Genomic DNA, 22,299 nt, shown 5'->3' with positions numbered 1-22,299 from the left:
TCGCGGCGACTGGCCTCCGGGCCCGTTCTGGCAGCCGGACCACCGAATTCCACCCTTGAACCGCCGCACCGATCCGTTGCCCTCCAAGCGCCCGCACGGAGTCCTCGCCAACCCGCAATTCGTGGCGGCGCCTGTGGCGCGCGCGGTGCATGTGCTGCTGGCCGTGATGGCCTGGGGCGCGCTGTTCGTGCCCGGCGCCGTGCGCGCGCAGTCGGGCGATGGCGATGAAGCCACCGTGCACCTCAAGCCCAGCCGCCTGTTGCAGGAAAGTCTGCCGGAGGACGCGCGCCAGCAGGCGCCGACCTTCGTCCGGGGCGATCGCATCGAAGGGCAGACCGACAGCGTCACCACCGTCGAGGGGAATGCCGAACTGCGCCGGCATGACACCGTGATCCGTGCCGATCGGCTGGAATTCGACCAGCGCGACAGCGAGGCCAAGGCCACCGGCAACGTGCTGATCAACCGCAATGGCGATCGTTTCGAAGGTCCCGAGCTGCAGATCAACGTGGACACCTTCAAAGGCCAGTTCCAAAAACCCAATTTCACACTGCTCCAGAACGAAGGCAAGGGCGATGCCAGCCGGCTCGACTTCCTGGGCGAGGACCATGCGACAGCGCACCAGGCCCGCTACTCTACCTGCCCGCGCACGCCAGGCGCCGACTGGATGCCCGCCTGGCTGGTCCGGGCCACGCGCATCGATTTCGACAACGTGGAGGAGATGGGCACCGCCACCGGCGGGGTGCTGGAGTTCAAGGGCGTGCCCATCCTGGGCTGGCCGCGCTTCAGCTTTCCGCTGACCGACAAGCGCAAGTCGGGGCTGTTGCCGCCCACGATCAACCTGGACAACATCAATGGGCTCGAGCTGACGCTGCCCTACTACCTCAACATCGCGCCCAACCTCGATGCCACGATCTACCCGACGCTGATGAGCAAGCGAGGCCTGGAGTTGGGTGCCGAGGTGCGCTACCTGCAGCCGAGCTACGTGGGCCAGGTGCGTGGGGCGTTCCTGCCGTCCGATCCCTTGCGCGATGCCGACCGCTGGGGCTATTCGCTGCAGCACAACCAGAACCTGAGCAACACCAGCCTGGGCCTGGGCGGCTCGGCTGGCCTGTCGCTGGACCTCAACCGCGTGAGCGACGACAACTACTGGCGCGATTTCCCACGCGCTTTCGGCACGCTTACCAACCGCCTGCTCCCGGGCAATGCAGTCTACAGCTGGGGCCTTGGCCCCTGGGCCGTCAGCGCTGGCGTCTACACCTGGCAGACCCTGCAGGACATCGACGCCCCCATCACGCCGCCGTATGACCGCCTGCCCTCCGTCGCCGTGCGCTACAGCCGCGGCGATGGCCGCATCGGGGGCGTGAGCGGCTGGGACTACTCGGTGCTGAGCGAGTACACCCGCTTCGAGTCCAACCCGTTGCTCACCCGCCAGCCCAACGGTTCGCGCTCGATCGCCATTGCCGAGCTCAGCCGGCGCTGGGAGACGCCTGGCTGGTTCGTCAAGCCACGCGCGCAACTGCACGCCACGCAGTACCACTTCGACAACCCTCTGGCCGACGGCTCGCGCACCGCTTCGCGCGTGCTGCCCACGGTCAGCCTGGACAGCGGCCTCATCTTCGAGCGCGACACGAGCTATTTTGGCCGCGCGTTCGTTCAGACACTGGAGCCGCGCGCCTTCTTCACCTGGACGCCCTACCGCGACCAGCGCCTGCTGCCCAATTACGATTCGGCCGCGAACGACTTCAATTTCGCGACCATCTTCTCGGAGAACGTGTTCGGCGGCAACGATCGCATCTCGGACACGCGCGCCTTCACCGTGGGCGCGAGTTCGCGCCTGCTCGATCCGGATTCCGGCGCCGAGATCGTGCGCGTCGGGCTGGCCCAGCGTTACCTGATCCGCGACCAGAACGTCTTCCTGCCCAACACCAGTGCCCTGTCGGGTGGTGCGCCAGTGACGGATCGTCTGAGCGACGTCCTGCTGGCCAGCGCGCGTGCAGTGGACGCCGCGCTGGACCGTCGACACCAACTTCCAGTACAGCCCAGGTGCCGGCGAGTCGGTCCGCACCACGCTCGGTGTGCGCTACATGCCCAGCCGCTACCGCGTGTTCAGCGCGGCCTACCGCCTGCAGCGCGGCAGCAGCGAGCAGTACGACTTCGGCTGGCAGTGGCCGCTCAACGACCTGTGGGAAACGCCCGCGAAAACTGGCGTCCCCGGCCGTGGCCTGGGCGCGGGCCAGTGGTACAGCGTGGGCCGCATCAACTACAGCGTGCCCGACCGCAAGGTGGTCGATCTGGTGGCAGGCTTTGAGTACGATGCCGGTTGCTGGATCGGGCGCGTCGTGCTGGAGCGGCTGCAGCGCAGCGCCTCCTCCGCCAATCAGCGTATCCTGTTCCAGCTGGAGTTCTCCGGCTTCTCCCGCCTCGGCTCCAATCCGTTGAAGACGCTGAAGGACAACGTGCCGCGCTACCAGTACCTGCGCGAAGACATCAACCCGCCCAGCCGGTTCCAACAATATGACTGATCGCCACACCGCCCCCTCACGCCTGTCCACCTGGTTGTTGTGCTTGCCCCTCATGTGGGCCTGCACCGCCCAGGCGCAAGGCCTGCGGTCCACGGGCCAGCTCAACCTGCCGCGCAGCACCGCAGCCGCCACGCCGACCCAGCAGGGCACGGCCGATTTCATCGTTGCCCTGGTCAATTCCGAGCCGGTCACCAACAACGAGGTGCGCCAGCGCCTGTTGCGCGTGGAGCAGCAGATCGCCCAGGAAGGCACGGCCATGCCGGCGCGCGACGTGCTGGTGCGCGAGGTGCTGGAACAGATCATCAACGAGCGGGCGCAGACGCAACAGGCGAGCGAGCTCGGCATCACGGTCGACGAAGCCGCCGTCACGCAGGCCGAACAGGCCATCGCGGCGCAGAACCAGCTCAGCCCCGACGAGCTTCGGCGCCGCCTGGCGGCCGAAGGCATCGACATCAACCGCTTCCGCAACAACCTGCGCAACCAGATCCTGTTGCAGCGCGTGCAGGAACGCCAGGTTGATTCCCGCGTTCGCGTGACCGATGCGGACATCGACGACTTCATCCGCGAGCAGCGTGGCAACAACGACCTCGCGAGCCTGGAGCTCAACCTCGCCCACGTGCTGGTGGCGGTGCCCGAGGGCGCCACGCCCGAGCGCATCCAGGAACTGCAGGCCCGCGCGCAAGGGGTGGCCGATCGGGCCCGCGCCGGTGCTGACTTCGCCCAGCTCGCGCGCGAGTCGTCCGATGCGCCCGAGCGGGCCAACGGAGGCCTGTTCGGCATGCGCCCCGCCAATCGCCTGCCCACCCTGTTCGTGGACGCCACGCGCACGCTCAACGCGGGCGGCGTGGCCGGACCGTTGCGCAGCCCGGCCGGCTTTCACGTGCTCAAGGTGATCGAGAAAAAGCAGGCGGGCATGCCCGACGCCGTCGTCACGCAGACCCGGGCGCGCCACATCCTGCTGCGCACAGGGCCGCAACTGAGCCAGGCGGACGCGGTCGCGCGGCTTGCCGGTTTCCGCCAGCAGATCGCCAGCGGCCAGGCCAACTTCGAAGCGCTTGCGCGCGAGCACAGCCAGGACGGCTCGGCCAGCCAGGGCGGCGACCTCGGCTGGGCCGGGCCGGGCATGTTCGTGCCCGAGTTCGAGCAGGCCATGAACGCCTTGCGCCCGGGCGAGATGTCGGCACCGCTGGTGTCGCGTTTCGGGGTGCACCTGATCCGCGTCGACGAGCGCCGGCAGGCCACGCTCACGCAGCGCGAACAGCGCGACATGGTGCGCGGGCTGGCGCGCGAGAAGAAGCTCGAAGACGCCTTGCGGGTCTGGACGCAGGACACGCGCAGCCGGGCCTACGTCGAGTACCGCGACCCGCCGCAGCCGTGAGGCCACTGCCGCGCGGCGCGACGCCAGCCATCGCATGAAGCACATCGCCCGCAAGCGGTTCGGCCAGCACTTCCTGACCGACAGCGCCATCATCGATGCCATCGTGGCCGCCATCGCGCCGGCGCCGGGCGACGCCATGGTCGAGATCGGGCCTGGCCTGGCCGCGCTCACGCAGCCCCTGGTGGAGCGCCTGGGCCGGTTGACGGTGATCGAGCTCGACCGCGACCTGGCCGTGCGCCTGCGCGAGCACGGCCAGCTCGACGTGATCGAGTCGGACGTGCTCAAGGTGGACTTCAGCGCGCTGGCCCAGCGGCTGGACACCGAGCGGCGCCTGCGCGTGGTGGGCAACCTGCCCTACAACATCTCCACGCCCATCCTGTTCCACCTGCTCGACCAAGTCGCGGTCGTGCAGGACCAGCACTTCATGCTGCAGAAAGAGGTGATCGACCGCATGGTGGCGCGCCCCGCCACGGCGGACTATGGCCGCCTGTCGGTGATGCTGCAGTGGCGCTACGCGATGGACAACGTGCTGTTCGTGCCGCCGGAGAGTTTCGATCCACCTCCCCGGGTGGACAGCGCCATCGTGCGCATGGTGCCGCTGGCCGCGCCGCCCGCGCTGGACGTGGCCCGCTATGGGGCGATGGTTCAGGTGGCGTTCAGCCAGCGCCGCAAGATCCTGCGCAACACCCTGGGCCGCTGGCTCGACGAACAAGGCTTCGCGGGCGACTTCGACCTGCAACGCCGGGCCGAAGAGGTGCCGGTGAGCGAATACGTCGCGCTGGCGCAGGCCACCCCCACAAAGGCATGAAAAAAGCCGCTGGGCTGCAGCGGCTTTTGGGCGAGCGGGACGACCGCGATCAGGCGGCGGCCAGCCAGTAACCCGCGTTGAACGGGCTGCTCATGCGCAGCGCCATCGGGCTCACGTCCAGAATCTTGTCGGTGGGCATGGGCTCGTCGGTCTGCACTTCGATCGGCTCTTCGCCCTTGGGCGCGCGCGCCACGGAGAACGAATAGAAGCAGCGGAACGGGATCTTTCGGTCCGACCAGTAGTCGGCGGCGTCGCGGAAGATGTCGAGCAGCTGCTCGCGCGCTTCCTTGTCGAACTTGGCGTGCGCCGGAATGTGCTCCAGCACCACGATGAAGCCGGTTTGCGGGCCCGACTTGTGGACCATGTCGGTCATGCAGTCGTAGAGCGCGTCGAAGTTCTTGCCGAAGTGCGACGGCAAGGTGTACTGGGCAGCGATCAACTCCAACACGTCCTGCTTGCTCTGGGCCTTGGCCAGGTTGGCGTACAGGAAGTGATGCCCCAGGTGCTCGGCCGCGGCCTGCAGGTCTTTCACGCCATGGGCGCGAATCGACTGAACGATGTTGGGGCGTACGTTACGAAGTGGCGTGTCCATCTCCGCGTCTCTTTCTAAGGTCAAAGTTAAAAATCCGTTCACACCACCGAAGGTTCACTGCACGATCAGCCGAAAGCTGCTGTAGTGGTCTTCGGTGTAATAACACGCTTCAGGGGCCCGGGGCTTCAACCCGCCACACACGATCCGCCGGGCTCCCCGGTGGTTCAGACCCGGCGTGGGCACCGTGTATTCCCGGTAGTACCCGCGCTTCTCGCTGGGCAGAAGGCGTTCGCGGTTGCCGAACACCGAGCCGTCCTTGTCGTATCGGAAGGGCCCGCCTTGCCGGATCTGGTTCATCACGTCCTGACCTTGCGGCGGCAGTCCCGTGACCACCACCGACGCGGCACCCGGATCGGACCATGAAGCATTCGGGGCGCGGGCCTGCACCGCAATGGTGCCCAGTACCGCCGCCAGAACGGCGGCGAGGGCCACTCCCCTGGCCTTCCCGACACGAGCCCGGATCTGTTTCAGACCCATGAAATTCCCAGCTCCTGAAGACATCAACCCGCCGCCAGCACCTTCTGAAAGCAATGCCAAAGCATTATTTTGCGTCGCACTGGAGGGCGGGTTAACCCTGAAATCCAAGCGCGCTAGTGTGCCTGAGCCGGGGGGGAAAAGCAAGCGCCTGCTGAAATATTCAGCAAATCTCCGCGCCGAGAATGTGTGTAAAAGTTAGCGCTTGCTTGTTTGGGAGGCATCAACGCGAGACGTTGGCATCCGCCACGGTGAGGGCTGTCATGTTGACGATGCGACGCACGGTGGCGCTGGCGGTGAGGATGTGCACCGGTTTGTCGGCCCCCAGCAGCACCGGCCCGACCGCGATGTTGCCGCCCGCCGCGGTCTTGAGCAGGTTGTAGGCGATGTTGGCGGCATCGATGTTGGGCAGCACCAGCAGGTTGGCGGGGCCCTTCAGCGTGGAGTTGGGCATCAGGGTGTGGCGCGCGTTGGGGTCCAGTGCCACATCTCCGTGCATTTCGCCGTCGGCCTCCAGCCAGGGCGCCTGCTCGCGCAGCAGCGCCAGCGTGCGGCGCATCTTGATGGCGCTGGGTTCGTCGCTGGAGCCGAAGTTGGAGTGAGACAGCAGGGCCGCCTTGGGTTGCAGGCCGAAGCGCAGCATTTCCTCGGCCGCCATCACCGTGATCTCGCACAGCTCTTCGGGCGTGGGGTCGTAGTTGACGTGTGTGTCGACCAGGAACACCTGGCGGCCGGGCAGCATGAGGCCGTTCATGCAGGCGTAGATGCGCACGTCCTGGGCGGTGCTGGGGCTGCCGCCCTCGCGCTTGCCGATCACCTGGTCGATGTACTTCAGGTGGTGCTGGGTGGAGCCCCAGGTGCCGCAGATCAGGCCGTCCACCTCGCCCTTGTGCAGCAGCATGGCGCCGATCAGCGTGAGGCGCCGGCGCATCTCGATCTTGGCGAGCTGCTGGGTCACGCCCTTGCGCTCGGTCATGCGGTGGTAGGTCTGCCAGAAGTCGCGGTAGCGGTCGTCCTGCTCGACGTTGACGACGTCGTAGTCCAGTTCCTCGCGCAGGCGCAGGCCGAACTTCTCGATGCGCTGGGCGATGATGGCCGGGCGGCCGATCAGCGTGGGACGGGCCAGGCCTTCGTCCACCACGATCTGGCAGGCGCGCAGCACCCGTTCTTCTTCGCCTTCGGCGTAGGCCACGCGCTTGCGGGCCGCGGCCTTCGCCGCCGAGAAGATCGGCTTCATGATGGTGCCCGAGGCGAACACGAAGCTCTGCAGCTTCTCGCGGTAGGCCGCCATGTCGGGCACCGGCCGCTGGGCCACGCCGCTGTCGACCGCGGCCTGCGCCACGGCCGGCGCGATCTTCATCATCAGGCGCGGGTCGAACGGCTTGGGGATCAGGTACTCGGGACCGAAGGCCAGCTTCTCGCCGGCATAGGCCGCCGCGACCACCTCGCTCTGCTCGGCCTGCGCCAGCTCGGCAATGGCGTGCACCGCGGCGATCTCCATCTCATCGGTGATGGTGGAGGCGCCCGCGTCGAGCGCGCCGCGGAAGATGTAGGGGAAGCACAGGACGTTGTTGACCTGGTTCGGGTAGTCGGTGCGGCCCGTGGCCATGATGACGTCGTTGCGCACCGCGTGCGCGTCCTCGGGTGCGATCTCGGGGTTCGGGTTCGCCAGCGCGAAGATCACCGGCTTGGCCGCCATCGACGCCACCATCTCGGGCTTGAGCACGCCGCCGGCCGAGAGGCCGAGGAACACATCGGCGCCGACGATCACTTCGGCGAGCTTGCGCTTGTCGGTCTTCTGCATGTACTGGCGCTTGTCGTCGTCCATGAGTTCCTCTCGGCCCTCATAGACCACCCCGGCCAGGTCGGTGACGAACACGTTCTCGCGCTTGAGCCCGACCTTGAGCAGCAGGTTCAGGCAGGCCAGCGCCGCCGCGCCCGCGCCCGAGGTCACCAGCTTGACCTGACCGATGTCCTTGCCCGCGACCTTCAGGCCGTTGAGCATCGCCGCCGCCACCGTGATGGCCGTGCCGTGCTGGTCATCGTGGAACACGGGGATCTTCATGCGCTTGCGCAGTTCGCGCTCGACGTAGAAGCAGTCCGGCGCCTTGATGTCCTCGAGGTTGATCGCGCCGAAGGTCGGCTCCAGCGCGGCGATCACTTCGACCAGCTTCACCGGGTCCTTCTCGTTGATCTCGATGTCGAACACGTCGACACCGGCGAACTTCTTGAAGAGCACGCCCTTGCCTTCCATCACCGGCTTGGCCGCCAGCGGGCCGATGTCGCCCAGGCCGAGCACGGCGGTGCCGTTGGTGATGACCGCCACGAGGTTGCCGCGGGCGGTGTACTTGTAGGCGTTGACCGGGTTGGCCACGATCTCTTCGCAGGGCGCCGCCACACCGGGCGAGTAGGCCAGGGCGAGGTCGCGCTGGTTGGTGAGCTGCTTGGTGGCGGCGATCGACACCTTGCCGGGGACTGGGAACTCGTGGTATTCGAGGGCGGCTCGGCGCAGCTCGGCGCGCTTGTTCTCAGGGCTGTTTTCCATGCTCATGCTCTTGTCTCCAGCGGGTCGTTATCTTGCGATGCGGAAAGGAATTGCGCATTCTAAAGCGCCGGGCGGGAAAACCCTAGTGAGTGAAACCGCGTAAAGCGTTCGGGTGCCTGTGACTTTTCGGGAAGGAATGGCGAAGGCCAACACCACCAGCCGCAGTATGCGGCAGCGATTTCGCCCGATGCGGGCCGGGCAGGGAAAGTCAGGAGGGGGAAAGCCCTGCGGTGCTCAGGCCGCAGCGGCCTGGGCGGGCAGGGTGGTGGGGTGCAGCTGCAGGTGCACCACCGACTGGTGGGGTGTGCACTCCGACCACAGGGTGCGCGCGCAGGACTCGCACTGGCCGCACTGGGTGCGCACGCCCAGCTCGAGCTGGATGTCGTCGAATGCCATGCCGGACCGCGCACAACGTGCGATGGTCTGGTCACTGACTCGGTGGCAAACGCAAACGATCATGGGGCTGGGCGGGACGGAAAAAGGGTGGTTCAAGGTGAACGTGTGCGCAAATGATAATTGATCGTATTCAAAAGACCAAAAAAAGCCCCGCGAAAAGGCGGGGCTCTGTGGCAAGAAGGGAACGGCCTGGGGCGGGAGCGGTCAGCTGACCGAGCCCATCTGGCTCTGCAGGTAGTTCTGGATGCCCACCTTGTCCAGCAGGTCGATCTGGGTTTCCAGGAAGTCGATGTGCTCTTCCGTGTCGTCCAGGATCGTCTGCAGCAGGTCGCGCGAGACGTAGTCGCGCACCGATTCGCAGTGGGCGATGCCGTCCTTGATGGTCTTCTGCGCGCCGGTTTCCAGGCCCAGGTCGCTCTTGAGGATCTCGGGCACGTCCTCGCCGATGTGCAGCTTGCCCAGGTCCTGCAGGTTGGGCAGGCCGTCGAGCGTGAAGATGCGGTCCATGAGCTTGTCGGCGTGCTTCATTTCGCCGATCGACTCTTCGTATTCCTTGGCCGCCAGCTTGTCCAGGCCCCAGTGCTTGAGCATGCGGTAGTGGACGAAATACTGGTTGATGGCGGTGAGCTCGTTCTTGAGCTGCGCTTGCAGATGGGTGATGACTTGGGCGTCGCCTTTCATGGGACCACTCCTTTCGTTTTTGGTTGACAGGCGCGCATTGTGCGCGGAGCGCGCTATCAATTCAGTGCTGAGAATCGGTACGTCTTGCAAATGAGAATCGTTCGCATATAATCGATCCTCCAGCCAGCCCGCACCCGGCAGCCCGCCTGAGGTCGTGACGCCAGCCTTGTCCTCCACCCTCTGGATCCAGGTGCCGTCTTGACCCCCTTGCGCTCCCCCGTCTCCCTTTCCCTTTCTTCCCTGCGACTCAGCCCGCTCTGCCTGGCCTGCCTCGCCCTGCTGTCCGGTCCGGCCCTGGCCCAGACCGCGCCCCAGGCCACCCAGGTGGCTCAGGCATCCACCTTGCGCGAGTTGGTGGTGAGCGGCTCGCGCAGCGAGCGCGCGATCGAGGAGGTGCCCGCCAGCATCGACGTGATCACGGGCGAGGACCTCGACCCCGCGCGCGTGCAGGACATCCGCGACCTCGTGCGCGAGGTGCCCAACATGAGCGTGCGCCGCGCGCCGCAGCGCTTCGGCGGCGTCACCGGCTCGACCGGGCGCGATGGCAACGCGGGCTTCAACCTGCGGGGTCTCGAAGGCAACCGCGTGCTGCTCACGGTCGACGGCATCCGCGTGCCGCGCGAACTCTCCAGCGGCGTGTTCGGCTCGGCCTCGTTCGGCCGCGACTACTACGACCTGGGCCTGATCTCGCGCGTGGAAATCGTGCGGGGCGCGAACTCCGCGCTGTATGGTTCCGATGGCCTGGCCGGCATGGTCGCGATGTTCACCACCGAACCCAAGGACCTGCTCCAGCCGGGCAAGACCTTCGGTGGCCGCGTGGGGCTCAAGGCCGACAGCGAAGATGACAGCCGCGGCGTCGGTGTCACGCTGGTCGGCGCGCCGAACGACACGCTGCAATGGCTGGGCAGCGTGCAGGTCGGTCGCAGCGGCGAGCTGGACAACCAGGGCACCAACGAATCGCTCAACAGCACGCGCACCGCGCCCAACCCGCAGAAGGACAAGAACGTCTCGCTGCTGGGCAAGGTGGTGCTCACCCCCGGCGCGGGCCAGCGCCACACCCTCACGCTGGAACACGTGGACAAGTCGGGCGAGGTCGAGGCCTACACGGCCCGCGCGACCAGCATGGGCGTCACCACGCAGGACGTGGACGGCACCACCGACATGGAGCGCACGCGCCTGAGCTGGGACGGCCGCTTCAAGGTGAGCTCGGCCTGGGCCGACGAGTTGCGCGCCACCGTGGGCTACCAGCAGGCCGAATCGCAGGAGGTCTCGACCGAGCGGCGCAGCGCCGCGCCCACCTACCGCGTGCGCGACGTGACCTACACCGAGAAGCTCTGGCAAGGCGTGCTGCAGGCCGAGAAGGCCCGATCGCTGGGCGCCGACTGGGGGCAGAAGCTGGTCTACGGCGTGGACGTGTCGGTCGCGAAGATGGACAACATCGTCACCGGCGTGGGTGCGCCCGCCTACGAGAGCTACCCGCTCAAGCGCTTCCCGTCCACCAGCGAGACCAACACCGCGCTGTTCGTGCAGAGCGAGTTCGCCAGCGAGCGCTGGAGCATCATCCCGGCGCTGCGCTACGACCGTTTCGATCTCAAGGCCAAGGGCAGTCCGCTGTACCCGCTGCAGCCGGCCAGTCTGTCGGACTCGGCGCTCTCGCCCAAGCTGGGCGCGATCTTCCGCCCTGGCGCCGAGCTGAACCTGTTCGCCAACCTCGCGGCCGGCTTCAAGGCGCCGAGCGCGCTGCAGCTCAACAACTACTTCCAGAACACGCTCGCGAGCTACCGCACGATTCCCAACCCCAACCTCAAACCCGAGAGCAGCCGCACGCTGGAGCTCGGCGCGCGCGACAAGGTGGGTCCGGTGCAGTGGGAGGCCGCCGTGTTCACCGGCCGCTACAAGGACTTCATCGAAGAGCTCGTGGTGGTGGGCGGCCAGGCGGGCAACCCGCTCAACCCCCTGACCTACCAGGCCGTCAACCGCGGCCAGGTGCGCCTGAGCGGTTTCGAACTCAAGGGCAAGTTCGCGCTCGGCCCGGCCACCGACCTGCGCCTGGCCTATGCGCAGACCAAGGGCAAGGACACCCGCCTGGGCGCACCGCTGAACACGGTCAACCCGGCGCGCCTGCTGCTCGGCGTGGACCAGCGCGTGGGCGACTGGAAGCTGGGCGCCGTGGTCGCGCACACGATGAAGAAGTCCACCAGCGACATCAACTACGCCAACCTGGCCAACCAGTTTGCACCGCCTTCGTCCACCACGCTGGACCTGCGCGCGAGCTGGCAGGTCAGCAAGGCCACGCGGCTCAGCGCCGCGATCCACAACGTGACGGACCGCAAGTACTGGGAGTGGACCAACGTCGTCGGCGTGGCCGCGAACTCGCCCGTGCTCGACGCCTACACCGCGCCAGGCCGCAGCTTCTCGGTGGCGCTCGTCACCGACTTCTAGCCACCTCACAGGAGCCACCATGCCCGCCGCAGCCGACCACCACACCGAGACGACCGCCGACGAGGAGTACACCCTGCCCAGCGTGGAGGCCTTGCTCGCGGGCACCCTGGCGCTGATGACCGGCTACGCGCAGAGCGCGCGCGACTGCCCGCACCGCCCGTGCATGGCGCGCAAGCTGGTGTCCAACCTGCTGTACCTCTCGGCGCACCCGCAGCTCTCGCCGCCGATGCAGACCATGCTGGCCAACCTGCGCACGCGCTGGCAGCTCGAGCTGGAGCACACCGCCGAGGCCATGGCCGTCGAAGCCACGCCCACGCCCTTGTGGCACCCCGTTCCCGCCCGCGTGCAGTGACCGACCGACGCGCGCCGGCCCCACCCCACTTCCAGGAGAAGCACATGAATGCCCACGACATCCGAACCGCCTTCCAGGGCATGCGCGCCAGCGGCCTGCGGGCCAAGGAGGCCGCCGAAGCGCTGGGCCTGAGCGAAGGCGCGGCCATCGCCGCGCACCGCGGCGCGCACGGCGCGCCGCTGCAGGCCATCGCGCTCAAGCCCGACTGGCTGGGCCTGCTGCAGTCGCTCGAAGCCTGCGGCCCGTTGATGGCCCTCACGCGCAACGAGAGCGTGGTGCACGAGAAGACCGGCGTGTACCAGAAGGTCTCGGCCAGCGGGCCCGTGGGCCTGGCGCTGGGCGAGCAGATCGACTTGCGCCTGTTCTTCAACCAGTGGCACGCGGGCTTCGTGGTGGCCGAGGCGCTCAAGTCGCAGCCCGGCATGGGCACGCCCAGCCTGCAGTTCTTCGACCGCCACGGCGTGGCCGTGCACAAGATCTACGTGCGCGAGCAGACCGACCTGGCCGCGTGGCAGCGCGTGATCGCCGCGCACAGCGACGATCAGCGCGACATCGAATTCGTGGCGCGCGACACGGCCGGCACGGCCTCGCCCCAGCCCCTGGTGGACGCCAACGCGTTCGGCACCGCCTGGGGTGCGATGACCGACACGCACCAGTTCTTCCCGCTGCTCAAGCAGTTCGGCCTGGAGCGCCAGCAGGGCTTTCGCCTGGTCGAGGGCCGCTACACGCACCGCGTGGAAAAGGCGGCGGTGCGCGAGCTGTTGATGGAAGCGGCCTTCGATGGCACGCCCATCATGGTCTTCGTGGGCAGCCCGGGCTGCATCCAGATCCACACCGGGCCGGTGAAGCGCGTGGAGCCGATGGAGATCCAGGGCAAGGCCTGGCTCAACGTGCTCGACCCCGGCTTCAACCTGCACCTGCGCGAGGACCTGATCCAGGACGTGTGGGTGGTCGAGAAGCCGACCAGCGACGGCGTCGTCACCTCGGTGGAGGCCTTCGACGCGCGCGGTGAACTCATGGCCATGTTCTTCGGTGCGCGCAAGCCCGGCCAGAGCGAGCTGCAGGCCTGGCGCCACATCGTCGCGCACCTGCAGGCCGCCGCCGCGGGTCAGCCGAGCGGCGCGGTGACCGCATGAGCACCGCCGCCGCCGCCCTGCAGGCCGTCGAGATCAAGGCCTTCGTGCCGGCGAAGGACTTCGCGCTGTCCAAGCGCTTCTACGCCGACCTGGGCTTCACCCAGCGTTCCGAGGGTGGGGGCGTGGCGTACTTCTGCGTCGGCGACTGTCCCTTCCTGCTGCAGGACTTCTACGAACAGGCGCTGGCCGAGAACCTCGTCATGCACCTGCTGGTGACCGATGTGCACGCCTGGCGCGCGCACGTCGAGGCGCAGGACCTCGCGGGCCGTTACGGCGCGCGCATCACGCCGGTGACGGCGCAGCCCTGGGGCATCACCGAGTTCGTGGTGATCGACCCCTCGGGCGTGTGCTGGCACATCGGGCAGAACACGCCCGGCTTCGCGCCGGTGGGCCGTCTGCCCTGAACGCCTTTTCTCCAGTTTCCAGGGAACCCCCGATGTTCAATTCCTCCTCCCTCTCGCGCCGGCGCGCGCTGCAGGCCCTCTCGGCCATGGCGGCAGCGGGGTCGCCCCTGGGTCTGATGGCGGCCCCCCCTGCACCGCGTCTCATCACGGTGGGCGGCGGCATCACCGAGGTGGTCTACGCGCTGGGCGCGCAGGACCAGTTGGTCGGCACCGACACCACCAGTCTGTACCCGGCGGCGGCGCAGGCCACGCCCAAGGTGGGTTACATGCGCCAGCTCTCGGCCGAAGGCCTGCTCGCGCTGCGGCCCGACGCGCTGATCGCCGGCACCGACGCCGGCCCACCGGTGGTGATCGACCAGCTGCGCAGCGCCGGTGTGCGCGTGGAGCTGGTGGCGTCCGACCACACCTGGGACGAGGTGCGCCGCAAGATCGCCGCCGTGGGCCGCGCCTCGAACCGCGAAGCCGCCGCGCGCGAGCTGCAGGCCCGGCTCGATGCGCGCTGGCAGGCCGTGAGCGCGCGCGTGCAAGCCGCCAAGGGTCCGGGGCCGAAGATCCTGTTCGTGCTCTCGCACAGCGGCAGCCCGCAGGTCTCGGGCGAGAAGACGGCGGCCGATGCGCTGATCCGCTTCATCGGCGCGCGCAACGCGCTCGGCGGTTTCCAGGGTTACCGGCCGATGACGGCCGAGGCCATGGCGCAGGCCGCGCCCGACCTGATCCTGACCACCACGCAAGGCATCGAAGCCATCGGCGGCGAAGCGAAGTTCTGGCAGCGCCCCGAACTCGCGCTCACGCCGGCTTTCCAGCGCCGCACGTCCGCCAAGACCCTGGTGCACCTGGACGCGCTGGAGCTGCTCGGCTTCGGCCCGCGCCTGCCCGAGGTGGTGGGGCGCCTGCACGACCAGGTGGTGAAGACATGAACGCCGTGCGCCACGACCTCGCCAACGTGCGCACGCCCGACCTGCACCGCGCGGTGGCCGACTACACCGAGGTGCTGGGCTTCGAATGCCGGCAGCACATTCCCGGCGTGTGCGCGCTGGTGGCGCACGGCCCGCTGCAGGTGCAGCTCTGGGCCTGCGCCGCCACGCCTGGGCGCTGGGAACGGCCCACGCCGGGCGACCGGGGCTTCGCGCCCGGCCACCACCGCGTCGAGGTGCCGCGCATCCACGTGCTGCACGCCAGCCTGCGCGCGGCCGTGCTGCGCCCCTGCCGCACCGGCCTGGGCGGGCGCAAGCCGCTGCACGCGCACCGCTTCGAAGGCGAGTCGCCGCGCTGGCAGCCCTGGGGCGCGTGGGAACTCACGCTCAGCGACATCGACGGCAACGTGCTGCACCTGATCGACCGCGTGGCCTGGTGGCCCGACGTGTCGGCGCAGCGCCAGCCCGGCGAGCAGCGCATGGAGGACCGCTCGTGAACGCGGCCGCGCCGGCGGTGGCGGCCCTGCGCTGGACGCCGCGCCGCCTCTCCGGCCCGAGCCTGTTGCTCTGTTTGGGCGCGCTGCTGATGCTCACGCTGCTGTGGGCGGCGGGCCAGGGCGCCTACAGCCTGCCGCTGAGCGAGTTGCCGGGCGTGCTGCTGGGCGCGGTGACCACCACCGCGCCCGGCGGCAGCGGCGCCGAGCTGGTGTTCTTCAACATCCGGCTGCCGCGCCTGGTGCTGGGCCTGGCCGCCGGGGCCGGCCTGGGCCTGGCCGGCGCGCTCATGCAGGGCCTGTTCCGCAACCCGCTGGCCGACCCGGGCCTGATCGGCGTGAGCAGCGGCGCGGCGCTCGCGGCGGGCGCCACCATCGTCATGGGCAACCTCTGGTTCCCCGACCTGCCGCGTTCGCTGGGCAGCTGGACGCTGGTGCTCATGGCCTTCGGCGGCGGCCTGGCGGTCACCGTGCTGATCTACCTGCTCTCGCGCGGCGAAGGCGGCACGCGCGTGGGGCTGATGCTGCTGGCCGGCATCGCGGTCAACGCGCTGGCCGGCGCGGGGCTGGGCCTGCTGAGTTTCCTGCGCACCGACGAACAGCTGCGCAACCTGCAGTTCTGGCTGCTCGGCAGCCTGGGCGGCGCGCGCTGGAGCGCCGTCGCGCTGGTGGGCGGCATCACGCTCGTGGCCGGAGGGATCGGGCTGCGGCTGGCGCGCCCGCTCAACGCGCTCGCGCTGGGCGAGGCGCAGGCGGTGCTGCTGGGCGTGTCGGTCGAGCGCGTGAAGCAGATCGCCATCGTGGTCACGGCGCTGGCCGTGGGCGCGGTCACCGCCACCACCGGCATCATCGGATTCATCGGCCTGGTGGCGCCACACATGGTGCGCCTGGTGGCCGGGCCCGACCACCGCTGGGTGCTGCCCGGCTCGGCCCTGCTGGGCGCGGTGCTGGTGCTGCTGGCCGACGCGGTCGCGCGCACCCTCCTGCAACCGGCCGAGCTGCCGCTGGGCGTGCTCACCGCGGTGGTGGGCGTGCCCTTCTTCCTGCTCCTGCTGCGCGGCGCGCACGGGAGGCGCCTGTGAACGCGCGCCTGCTCGACGCCGACTGGCGCAGCGCCTGCGGTGAACTGCCGGCCGGCGAACGCCCGCTGTGGCTGGACGACGACGAGGACGCCGAACCCGGCATCGACACGCCCGCCCTGGACGAGGGGCAGGGCCTGTGCGCGCTGGACGTGGGCGTGCGCGCCGGCCCCAGCACCCTGCTGCAGGGCGTGCGGCTGCAACTCGCGCCCGGTGAGGTCGGTGCCATCCTCGGCCCCAACGGCGCGGGCAAGTCCACCCTGCTCTCGGTGCTCGCGGGCCTGCGCGCGCCCGACAGCGGCCGCGTGACGCTCAACGGCCTGGCGGTCACGCCCGCGACCGTGCACCAGCTCGCGCGCCACCGCGCGGTGCTGCCGCAGGAGACGGCCGTGGCCTTCGACTTCCGCGTGCGGGACGTGGTGGAGCTCGGTCGCTACCCGCACCACCTGCAACCGTCTCCCAACGAGGCCGCCATCGTGCAGGCCGCGATGCAGGCCACCGGTGTGGCCGGCATGGCCGAGCGCAGCATCAGCAGCCTGAGCGGCGGCGAACGCGCGCGCGCGCAGCTGGCGCGCGTGATGGCGCAGATCTGGGCGCCGCGCGCCGACGGTGCGCCGCGCTGGCTGCTGCTCGACGAACCGACGGCCGCGCTCGACCTGCGCCACCAGCACGAGACCCTGAGCACCGTGCAGCGCTGGGCGCGCGAGCAGGGCGTGGGCGTGCTCGCCGTGCTGCACGACCCCAACCTCGCCCTGCGCTACGCCGACCGCGTGTGGGTGCTCGACGGTGGGGTGCTGCAGGCCAGCGGCCCGCCCGCGCGCGTGCTGCGGCCCGCGCTGGTGCGGCGCGTGTGGCAGGTGCAGGCCAGCACCGTGCGCGCGGCCGACGGCGTGCCCCAGTTGCTCATCGCGGCCGGCGCGCCGCCGTTGCCCGGGAAGGACCGCCCATGACACAGACCCCGCCATCGATCCTGCTCACGCGCCACGACAGCGCGGCCGCGCGCGAGATCGCCATCGAGCACGGTGTGCTGACCCGCCAGGTGGCCGGCCTGCAGCGCCGCGTGGGCGAGCAGCTGCGCGCCCATGCCTTGCGCGTGTCGGCGCTGGAAGACGAGGTGCTGCACCTGCGCGCGCAACTCATCGTCTCGCGCACCAGCCTGCTCTGGGGCCTGGGCGTGGCCGGCGTCATGAAGCCGCTGTCACGCCGCGCCCGCCCGCTGGCCGGGCGCGCCGAAGCCCAGGCGATGGCCGAGGCCAGCAGCGTGATCTGCCAGACCGGTTGTGTGGGCCACGCCCATCCCTGGCTGGAGGCCGACGGCCAGTGCCGCCGCACCGGCCAGGCCTGCGAGCTCTACGCCGGCAGCGCCAGCGAAGCCGCCAAGTAGCGCCGTTTCCGGCAGGAATTGCGCCGACCCTGCCGAAGTTGCGCTGAAGTTCGGTCGCACCCCCTCCAAGGCATTGGCACGTCGCACGGCTGAAATATCGTCGCTCCCCACACGGGCCCGCCGGGCTTTCGACAAGGAGCAACGCTTTGAATCCGAACCGCCGTTCTTTCACGGGCTCGATGGCCTGCGGCCTGCTGGCCGCGCCGCTCGCCAGCCTGACCTCCCTGGCGCGCGCCCAGGGCAACGACATCGTCATCGGCAGCATCCAGGACATGTCGGGTCCCCTGCAGCCCTTCGGCCGCGGCAAGAGCAACGTGCTCAAGTTCGGCGTGGCCCAGATCAACGCCGCGGGCGGCCTGCTCGGGCGCAAGCTGCGCATCGTCGAGTACGACACCCAGTCCAACAACCAGCTCTACGCCCAGTTCGGCCAGCAGCTCGCGCTGCGCGACAAGGCCGTCGTGGCCTTCGGCGGCGTGACCAGCGCGGCGCGCGAGGTGGTGCGCCCGGTGCTGCGCCGCGCCAACGTGCCCTACTTCTACAACATGCCTTACGAAGGCGGCGTGTGCGACCGCAACACGGTGCTCACCGGCGTCACACCCAGCCATGCGCTGCGCACCATCGTGCCGCACCTCATCAAGCACCACGGCAAGAAGCTCTACGTGCTCGGCGCCGACTACAACTTCGGCCAGCTCTCGGCCAAGTGGATCCGCCGGCTCGCGGCCGAGCACGGCGGCGAGGTGGTGGGGGTCGAACTCTTTCCGATGGACGCGGCCAACTTCAACGCCACCATCGCCAAGATCCAGGCCGCCGCGCCCCACGCGATCATCAACAGCTTCGTCGGCCCGGCGCACGGCAGCTTCTACGGCCAGTGGGCGGCCTCGGGCATGAAGGGCAAGGTGGCCCTGGCCTCGCAGACCTTCGGCGACGTGGGCGAGCACCTGCTGATGCCCAAGGAGATCACCAACGGCGTGATCGTCTGCACCAACTACTTCGAGGAGCTGGACCTGCCCTCGAACAAGGCCTTCATCAAGGCCTACCGCGACGCCGGCAACAAGGACTACGTGAGCAACACCACGATGAACGAGTACGTGGCGCTGCGCCTGTGGGCCGCCGCCGTGGCCAAGGCCGGCAGCCTGGATCGCAACGCCGTGTTGAAGGCGCTGGAGTCGGGTCTGTCGATCGACGCGCCGCACGGCAAGGTGTCGCTGGACGCGGCCACCCACCACTGCAGCTACGACATGTACCTGGCCGAGGTGCGAGACGGCGGCTACCGCGTGCTGGAGAAGGCCAGCGCCGTGACCGCGATCGACATGGTGGGGCAGTGCGACCTCGTGAAGAACCCCGCGACCAACCAGCAGTTCGAGCCCCGGATCTGAGCACCGCATGGAGCACCTCGTCCTGTCCTTCCACCTGCTGTACGCCATCGCCCTGCTGGTGCTCACCAGCCTGGGCCTGGCCATTCGTCTTCGGGATGATGCGCGTGGTGAACTTCGCGCACGGCGAGTTCCTCATGATCGGCGGCTACACCCTGGTGCTCTGCGTCCAGGCCGGCCTCAACATCTGGCTCGCGATGTTCGTGATCGCGCCGCTGGTGGTGGGGCTGGTGGGCTACGCGCTGGAGCGGCTCATCATCCGCCACCTCTACGGCCGCATGCTCGACACCATCCTCGCCACCTGGGGCGTGAGCCTGGCGCTCATCGGCCTGGCGACCTGGGCCTTCGGCTTCCAGCAGCGCGGCGTGGTCTCGCCCCTGGGCAGCTTCACGCTCGGCGGCCACCGCGACTCCTGGTACAGCGTGCTCATCATCGGGGTGGCGATCGTGCTGGTCGCGGCCACCTGGTGGGTGCTGCGGCGCACGCGCATCGGCCTGCTGGCGCGCGGCACCATGCAGAGCGCTCCCATGGCCGAGGCCCTGGGCATGAACACCTCGCGCGTGTACGCCTGGACCTTCGCGGCCGGCGCGGCCGTCAGCGGCCTGGCCGGCGCGGTGATGGCACCGCTCACCGGCGCCGTGCCCACCATCGGCACCGCCTACGTCACGCGCGCCTTCATCACCGTGATCACCGGCGGCGCCAACGCCATCACCGGCACGGTGGTGGCGCAGCACCCTGTTCGGCACGCTCAGCGAGGCCGTGACGCGCTGGGCCACCCCGGTGGCCGGCCACGTGGCGCTGCTGGTGGCGGCCATCGTGCTGCTGCGGCTCATGCCCTCGGGCATCACCGGTCGCTTCTTCCGGAGGTCGCTGTGAACTGGGGGCTGCGCAAGTTCCAGCCGCTGCTGTGGGCCGGTGGCCTGCTGGTGTTGTTCGGTGTGGCCGGGGTGGTCGAGCTGCGCAGCGCTGGTGAGCCTGAACGTCTACGTGATCCTCTCCATCCTGGCGCTGAGCATGGCGCTGGTCTGGGGCGTGGCCGGCATCTTCAGCTTCGGCCAGTCGGTGTTCTTCGGCCTGGGCGCCTACGCCTACGCGGTGCTCGCGCTGGGCGGCCATGGCAGCGCCGTGGCATTGGCGGCGTCGGTCGCCGTGCCCTGCGTGGGCGCGGCGCTGATGGGTTACTTCCTGTTCTACGGGCGCATCAGCGACGTGTACCTGGGCGTGATCACGCTCACCGCGTCCCTGATCCTGTTCCACCTGGTCAACACCGTCTCGGGCGCGGACTTCCGCCTGGGCGGCGTGGCGCTCGGGGGCTACAACGGCATTCCCGGCGTGCCGCCACCCGCCCTGCCCGGCGGGCAGGAGCTGGACTTCGTGCAGCTCTACCTGCTCTCGGCCGGCGTGCTGGTGCTGGTGTACGCGGGCCTGCGTTGGCTGGTGCGCTCGCGCTTCGGCCAGGCGGTGGCGGCCGTGCGCGAGCACGAGCTGCGCGCCGAGCTGCTGGGCTACGACGCGCGCGCCCACAAGCTGGGGGTGTTCGTCATCGGTGCCGGCATCGCCGGGCTGGCCGGTGCCCTGCACGCGGCCTGGGGCGGCTTCGTCGGGCCCGATGTGTTCGGCATCGGTTTCGCCGCGCAGATCATCATCTGGGCCCAGGTCGGTGGCGTGGGCCTGCTGGCCGGGCCGGTGGTGGGCTGTGTGCTGATCCAGTGGCTCACCACCTGGCTGGGCCAGACCCGGCTGGCCGACACCAACCTGGTGCTGGGTGTGATCTTCGTGCTGTGCGTGCTGCTGTTGCCCGCCGGCCTGCTGCCCTGGTTGCGCCAGCGCCTGCGGCGCGACCCCGGGAGCGCGGCATGAACGCGGTGCAAGTCCCTCCGGTGTGGGCCGTGGACACCGAAAGCCTCACGGTGCGCTTTGGCGGCGTGGTGGCGGTGGACCGGGTGAATCTGCAGGTGGCGCGCGGCGAGCTGCGCTGCCTGATCGGCCCCAATGGCGCCGGCAAGAGCACCTTGTTCAAGACGCTCACCGGCCAGCAGAAACCCAGCGCCGGCCGGGTGCGCATCCTGGGCCAGGACGTGGGGCGCCTGGAGCGCCACCAGATCGCGCGCCTGGGCGTGGGCGTGAAGACCCAGGTGCCCAGCGTGTTCGACGGCCTCACGGTGGGCGCCAGCCTGCGCGTGGCGGCCGGGCGCCACCGCGAACGGCGGCCCGTGGCCGCCGTGGTCGACGAGGTGCTGGAGCAGCTGCGCCTGGGCGCGGTGCGCGACCGCCAGCTCGCCACGCTCTCGCACGGCCAGCGGCAGTGGGTCGAGCTGGGCATGGTGCTGCGCACCGACGCGCAGCTGGTGCTGCTGGACGAACCCGTGGCAGGCATGAGCGAGGAGGAGACCGCGCGCACCGCCGAGCTGATCCTCTCCATCCGCGCCGGGCGCGCGGTGGTGGTGGTGGAACACGACATGCGCTTCGTGCGCCGCATCGCCGACCGCGTGACCGTGCTGCACCGGGGCGCGGTGCTGCGCGACGGGCCGGTGGCCGAGGTGTTGGCCGATCCGGTCGTGCGCGATGTGTATCTGGGTCGTGAGGAGCATGTCCGTGCTTGAACTGCAAGGCGTTCGCGGCGGCTACGGCCGCATCAACATCCTCGACGGCATCGCGCTGCGCGTGGACGACGGCGAGGTGCTCGGCGTGCTCGGCCACAACGGCATGGGCAAGACCACGCTGATGCGCGCCATCGTGGGCGAGATCGCAGTGAGCGCCGGTGAGCTGCGCTGGCAGGGCGAGTCCATCGCGCGCCTGCCGACGCACCGGCGCGTGGCGCGCGGCATCGGCTACGTGCCGCAGGGCCGGCGCATCTTCCCGCTGCTCTCGGTGCGCGAGAACCTGCTGTTCGCCGCTTCGGTGCACGGCGGGCGGCAGGCCATGCAGGTGGTGGACGAGGTGCTGGCCGACTTCCCCGCGCTGCCGCGCCTGCTCGATCGGCCCGGTGGGCTGCTCAGCGGCGGTGAACAGCAGATCCTGGCGCTCGCGCGCTGCCTGTGCACGCGCCCGAAGCTGGTGCTGCTGGACGAACCGACCGAGGGCATCCAGCCCTCCATCATCGAAGACATGGTGCTGCTGCTGCGCTCGCTGCGGCAGCGCCACCGGCTCTCCATCGTGCTGGTGGAGCAGAACCTGGACTTCCTGCGCGCCCTGTCCGACCGCATCGTCGTGCTGGAGAAGGGCCGCACCGTGCGCGAGGCGCGCGCCAGCGACGCCGCCGCGATGGCGGCGCTCGTCGAATCGGCCGAGTTCGCCGGCTGACCGTCAACCCGTTTTTTCAGAG

22 protein-coding genes and 2 pseudogenes are annotated in these 22,299 nt (G+C 69.4%); 19 read left to right on the top strand and 5 right to left on the bottom strand.

All coding sequences use genetic code 11. The annotated features are described in order from the left end of the window. Window positions 1-55: 55 nt before the first annotated feature. Genes ACFJI0_RS22315 through rsmA form a run of 4 tightly spaced genes read left to right on the top strand, consistent with a single transcriptional unit; the run spans window position 56 to window position 4,708 of the window. Window positions 56-2,308, top strand: coding sequence for an LPS-assembly protein LptD (locus tag ACFJI0_RS22315; protein WP_382322358.1), 2,253 nt, complete (start codon window positions 56-58; stop codon window positions 2,306-2,308). Then, entirely contained in the window at window positions 2,247-2,522 is a 276-nt protein-coding gene (locus tag ACFJI0_RS22310) for a hypothetical protein (protein ID WP_382322357.1), read from the top strand. The genes ACFJI0_RS22315 and ACFJI0_RS22310 overlap by 62 nt, the downstream gene beginning before the upstream one ends. Continuing rightward, window positions 2,515-3,900: a peptidylprolyl isomerase gene (locus ACFJI0_RS22305; RefSeq protein ID WP_382152822.1), complete on the top strand. Its 1,386-nt coding sequence runs from the start codon at window positions 2,515-2,517 to the stop codon at window positions 3,898-3,900. Before ACFJI0_RS22310 ends, ACFJI0_RS22305 begins: the two co-directional genes overlap by 8 nt. 34 nt (window positions 3,901-3,934) lie before the next feature. Beyond that, the gene (rsmA, locus tag ACFJI0_RS22300; RefSeq protein ID WP_382322356.1) at window positions 3,935-4,708 is read left to right on the top strand and encodes a 16S rRNA (adenine(1518)-N(6)/adenine(1519)-N(6))-dimethyltransferase RsmA; all 774 of its coding nucleotides are present in this window, start codon (window positions 3,935-3,937) and stop codon (window positions 4,706-4,708) included. A 196-nt stretch (window positions 4,709-4,904) separates the two neighbouring features. Here the strand turns inward: rsmA and ACFJI0_RS22295 are convergent. Both ACFJI0_RS22295 and ACFJI0_RS22290 read right to left on the bottom strand, forming a co-directional pair. Next, window positions 4,905-5,300 (bottom strand): annotated as a pseudogene (locus ACFJI0_RS22295) (barstar family protein); the annotation flags it as partial. 54 nt (window positions 5,301-5,354) lie between these two features. Further along, entirely contained in the window at window positions 5,355-5,777 is a 423-nt protein-coding gene (locus ACFJI0_RS22290; RefSeq protein WP_382152827.1) for a ribonuclease domain-containing protein, read from the bottom strand. Here ACFJI0_RS22290 and ACFJI0_RS22285 point away from each other — a divergent pair. After that, the gene (locus ACFJI0_RS22285) at window positions 5,776-5,976 is read left to right on the top strand and encodes a hypothetical protein (protein WP_382322355.1); all 201 of its coding nucleotides are present in this window, start codon (window positions 5,776-5,778) and stop codon (window positions 5,974-5,976) included. The two genes, ACFJI0_RS22290 and ACFJI0_RS22285, sit on opposite strands and share 2 nt — an antisense overlap. 21 nt (window positions 5,977-5,997) lie before the next feature. Here the strand turns inward: ACFJI0_RS22285 and ACFJI0_RS22280 are convergent, their stop codons facing one another. The 3 genes from ACFJI0_RS22280 to bfr all read right to left on the bottom strand — a co-directional run bounded on the left by ACFJI0_RS22280 (window position 5,998) and on the right by bfr (window position 9,396). Then, the gene (locus ACFJI0_RS22280) at window positions 5,998-8,325 is read right to left on the bottom strand and encodes an NADP-dependent malic enzyme (RefSeq protein WP_382322354.1); all 2,328 of its coding nucleotides are present in this window, start codon (window positions 8,323-8,325) and stop codon (window positions 5,998-6,000) included. 228 nt (window positions 8,326-8,553) lie between these two features. After that, window positions 8,554-8,778, bottom strand: coding sequence for a bacterioferritin-associated ferredoxin (locus ACFJI0_RS22275; RefSeq protein WP_382322353.1), 225 nt, complete (start codon window positions 8,776-8,778; stop codon window positions 8,554-8,556). Window positions 8,779-8,919: 141 nt separating this feature from the next. Then, entirely contained in the window at window positions 8,920-9,396 is a 477-nt protein-coding gene (gene bfr, locus ACFJI0_RS22270) for a bacterioferritin (RefSeq protein WP_382152838.1), read from the bottom strand. A gap of 198 nt (window positions 9,397-9,594) precedes the next feature. Between bfr and ACFJI0_RS22265 the strand changes: the two genes are divergently transcribed. The 14 genes and pseudogenes from ACFJI0_RS22265 to ACFJI0_RS22200 all read left to right on the top strand — a co-directional run bounded on the left by ACFJI0_RS22265 (window position 9,595) and on the right by ACFJI0_RS22200 (window position 22,277). Continuing rightward, on the top strand, window positions 9,595-11,838 hold the full coding sequence (locus ACFJI0_RS22265; protein WP_382322352.1) for a TonB-dependent hemoglobin/transferrin/lactoferrin family receptor: 2,244 nt from the start codon (window positions 9,595-9,597) through the stop codon (window positions 11,836-11,838). 19 nt (window positions 11,839-11,857) lie between these two features. After that, complete coding sequence (locus tag ACFJI0_RS22260) at window positions 11,858-12,190, top strand: hypothetical protein (protein WP_382322351.1); 333 nt, start codon at window positions 11,858-11,860, stop codon at window positions 12,188-12,190. 44 nt (window positions 12,191-12,234) lie between these two features. Then, window positions 12,235-13,326, top strand: a complete 1,092-nt coding sequence (locus ACFJI0_RS22255; RefSeq protein ID WP_382322350.1) for a hemin-degrading factor — start codon at window positions 12,235-12,237, stop codon at window positions 13,324-13,326. Then, window positions 13,323-13,730, top strand: coding sequence for a VOC family protein (locus ACFJI0_RS22250; protein ID WP_382322349.1), 408 nt, complete (start codon window positions 13,323-13,325; stop codon window positions 13,728-13,730). Before ACFJI0_RS22255 ends, ACFJI0_RS22250 begins: the two co-directional genes overlap by 4 nt. Before the next feature lie 32 nt (window positions 13,731-13,762). Beyond that, window positions 13,763-14,647, top strand: a complete 885-nt coding sequence (locus tag ACFJI0_RS22245; protein WP_382322348.1) for a hemin ABC transporter substrate-binding protein — start codon at window positions 13,763-13,765, stop codon at window positions 14,645-14,647. Beyond that, window positions 14,644-15,141 carry a hypothetical protein gene (locus tag ACFJI0_RS22240; protein WP_382322347.1) on the top strand — a complete coding sequence of 166 codons (498 nt, stop codon included), beginning with the start codon at window positions 14,644-14,646 and terminating at the stop codon, window positions 15,139-15,141. Before ACFJI0_RS22245 ends, ACFJI0_RS22240 begins: the two co-directional genes overlap by 4 nt. Beyond that, window positions 15,138-16,220: a FecCD family ABC transporter permease gene (locus tag ACFJI0_RS22235; RefSeq protein WP_382322346.1), complete on the top strand. Its 1,083-nt coding sequence runs from the start codon at window positions 15,138-15,140 to the stop codon at window positions 16,218-16,220. Before ACFJI0_RS22240 ends, ACFJI0_RS22235 begins: the two co-directional genes overlap by 4 nt. Continuing rightward, window positions 16,217-17,167 (top strand): heme ABC transporter ATP-binding protein, encoded by a 951-nt coding sequence (locus ACFJI0_RS22230; RefSeq protein WP_382322345.1) that lies wholly within the window; start codon window positions 16,217-16,219, stop codon window positions 17,165-17,167. The genes ACFJI0_RS22235 and ACFJI0_RS22230 overlap by 4 nt, the downstream gene beginning before the upstream one ends. Continuing rightward, window positions 17,164-17,601 (top strand): hypothetical protein, encoded by a 438-nt coding sequence (locus ACFJI0_RS22225; protein ID WP_382322344.1) that lies wholly within the window; start codon window positions 17,164-17,166, stop codon window positions 17,599-17,601. Before ACFJI0_RS22230 ends, ACFJI0_RS22225 begins: the two co-directional genes overlap by 4 nt. 146 nt (window positions 17,602-17,747) lie before the next feature. Continuing rightward, the gene (locus ACFJI0_RS22220) at window positions 17,748-18,977 is read left to right on the top strand and encodes an ABC transporter substrate-binding protein (RefSeq protein WP_382322343.1); all 1,230 of its coding nucleotides are present in this window, start codon (window positions 17,748-17,750) and stop codon (window positions 18,975-18,977) included. A gap of 95 nt (window positions 18,978-19,072) precedes the next feature. After that, a pseudogene (locus ACFJI0_RS22215) lies at window positions 19,073-19,669 on the top strand (branched-chain amino acid ABC transporter permease); the annotation flags it as partial. A gap of 274 nt (window positions 19,670-19,943) precedes the next feature. After that, entirely contained in the window at window positions 19,944-20,834 is an 891-nt protein-coding gene (locus tag ACFJI0_RS22210; RefSeq protein WP_382322342.1) for a branched-chain amino acid ABC transporter permease, read from the top strand. Then, window positions 20,831-21,577 carry an ATP-binding cassette domain-containing protein gene (locus tag ACFJI0_RS22205; RefSeq protein ID WP_382325780.1) on the top strand — a complete coding sequence of 249 codons (747 nt, stop codon included), beginning with the start codon at window positions 20,831-20,833 and terminating at the stop codon, window positions 21,575-21,577. The genes ACFJI0_RS22210 and ACFJI0_RS22205 overlap by 4 nt, the downstream gene beginning before the upstream one ends. Continuing rightward, a complete protein-coding gene (locus ACFJI0_RS22200; RefSeq protein WP_382322341.1) occupies window positions 21,570-22,277 on the top strand; it encodes an ABC transporter ATP-binding protein in 708 nt (235 codons plus the stop codon). Before ACFJI0_RS22205 ends, ACFJI0_RS22200 begins: the two co-directional genes overlap by 8 nt. Window positions 22,278-22,299 lie beyond the last annotated feature (22 nt).

Source organism: Hydrogenophaga sp. UC242_53, from assembly GCF_042696965.1.
Lineage (GTDB): Bacteria > Pseudomonadota > Gammaproteobacteria > Burkholderiales > Burkholderiaceae_C > Hydrogenophaga.
This window is presented reverse-complemented; position numbering and strand designations above follow the sequence as displayed.

Bases quoted from the DNA above. Each gene is read 5' to 3' on its own strand.
- ACFJI0_RS22305 (WP_382152822.1), top strand. From the start codon at position 2,515: ATGACTGATCGCCACACCGCCCCCTCACGCCTGTCCACCTGGTTGTTG.
- rsmA (WP_382322356.1), top strand. From the start codon at position 3,935: ATGAAGCACATCGCCCGCAAGCGGTTCGGCCAGCACTTCCTGACCGAC.
- ACFJI0_RS22285 (WP_382322355.1), top strand. From the start codon at position 5,776: ATGAAATTCCCAGCTCCTGAAGACATCAACCCGCCGCCAGCACCTTCT.
- ACFJI0_RS22290 (WP_382152827.1), bottom strand. From the start codon at position 5,777: ATGGGTCTGAAACAGATCCGGGCTCGTGTCGGGAAGGCCAGGGGAGTG.
- ACFJI0_RS22280 (WP_382322354.1), bottom strand. From the start codon at position 8,325: ATGAGCATGGAAAACAGCCCTGAGAACAAGCGCGCCGAGCTGCGCCGA.
- ACFJI0_RS22275 (WP_382322353.1), bottom strand. From the start codon at position 8,778: ATGATCGTTTGCGTTTGCCACCGAGTCAGTGACCAGACCATCGCACGT.
- bfr (WP_382152838.1), bottom strand. From the start codon at position 9,396: ATGAAAGGCGACGCCCAAGTCATCACCCATCTGCAAGCGCAGCTCAAG.
- ACFJI0_RS22260 (WP_382322351.1), top strand. From the start codon at position 11,858: ATGCCCGCCGCAGCCGACCACCACACCGAGACGACCGCCGACGAGGAG.
- ACFJI0_RS22255 (WP_382322350.1), top strand. From the start codon at position 12,235: ATGAATGCCCACGACATCCGAACCGCCTTCCAGGGCATGCGCGCCAGC.
- ACFJI0_RS22250 (WP_382322349.1), top strand. From the start codon at position 13,323: ATGAGCACCGCCGCCGCCGCCCTGCAGGCCGTCGAGATCAAGGCCTTC.
- ACFJI0_RS22245 (WP_382322348.1), top strand. From the start codon at position 13,763: ATGTTCAATTCCTCCTCCCTCTCGCGCCGGCGCGCGCTGCAGGCCCTC.
- ACFJI0_RS22240 (WP_382322347.1), top strand. From the start codon at position 14,644: ATGAACGCCGTGCGCCACGACCTCGCCAACGTGCGCACGCCCGACCTG.
- ACFJI0_RS22225 (WP_382322344.1), top strand. From the start codon at position 17,164: ATGACACAGACCCCGCCATCGATCCTGCTCACGCGCCACGACAGCGCG.
- ACFJI0_RS22205 (WP_382325780.1), top strand. From the start codon at position 20,831: ATGAACGCGGTGCAAGTCCCTCCGGTGTGGGCCGTGGACACCGAAAGC.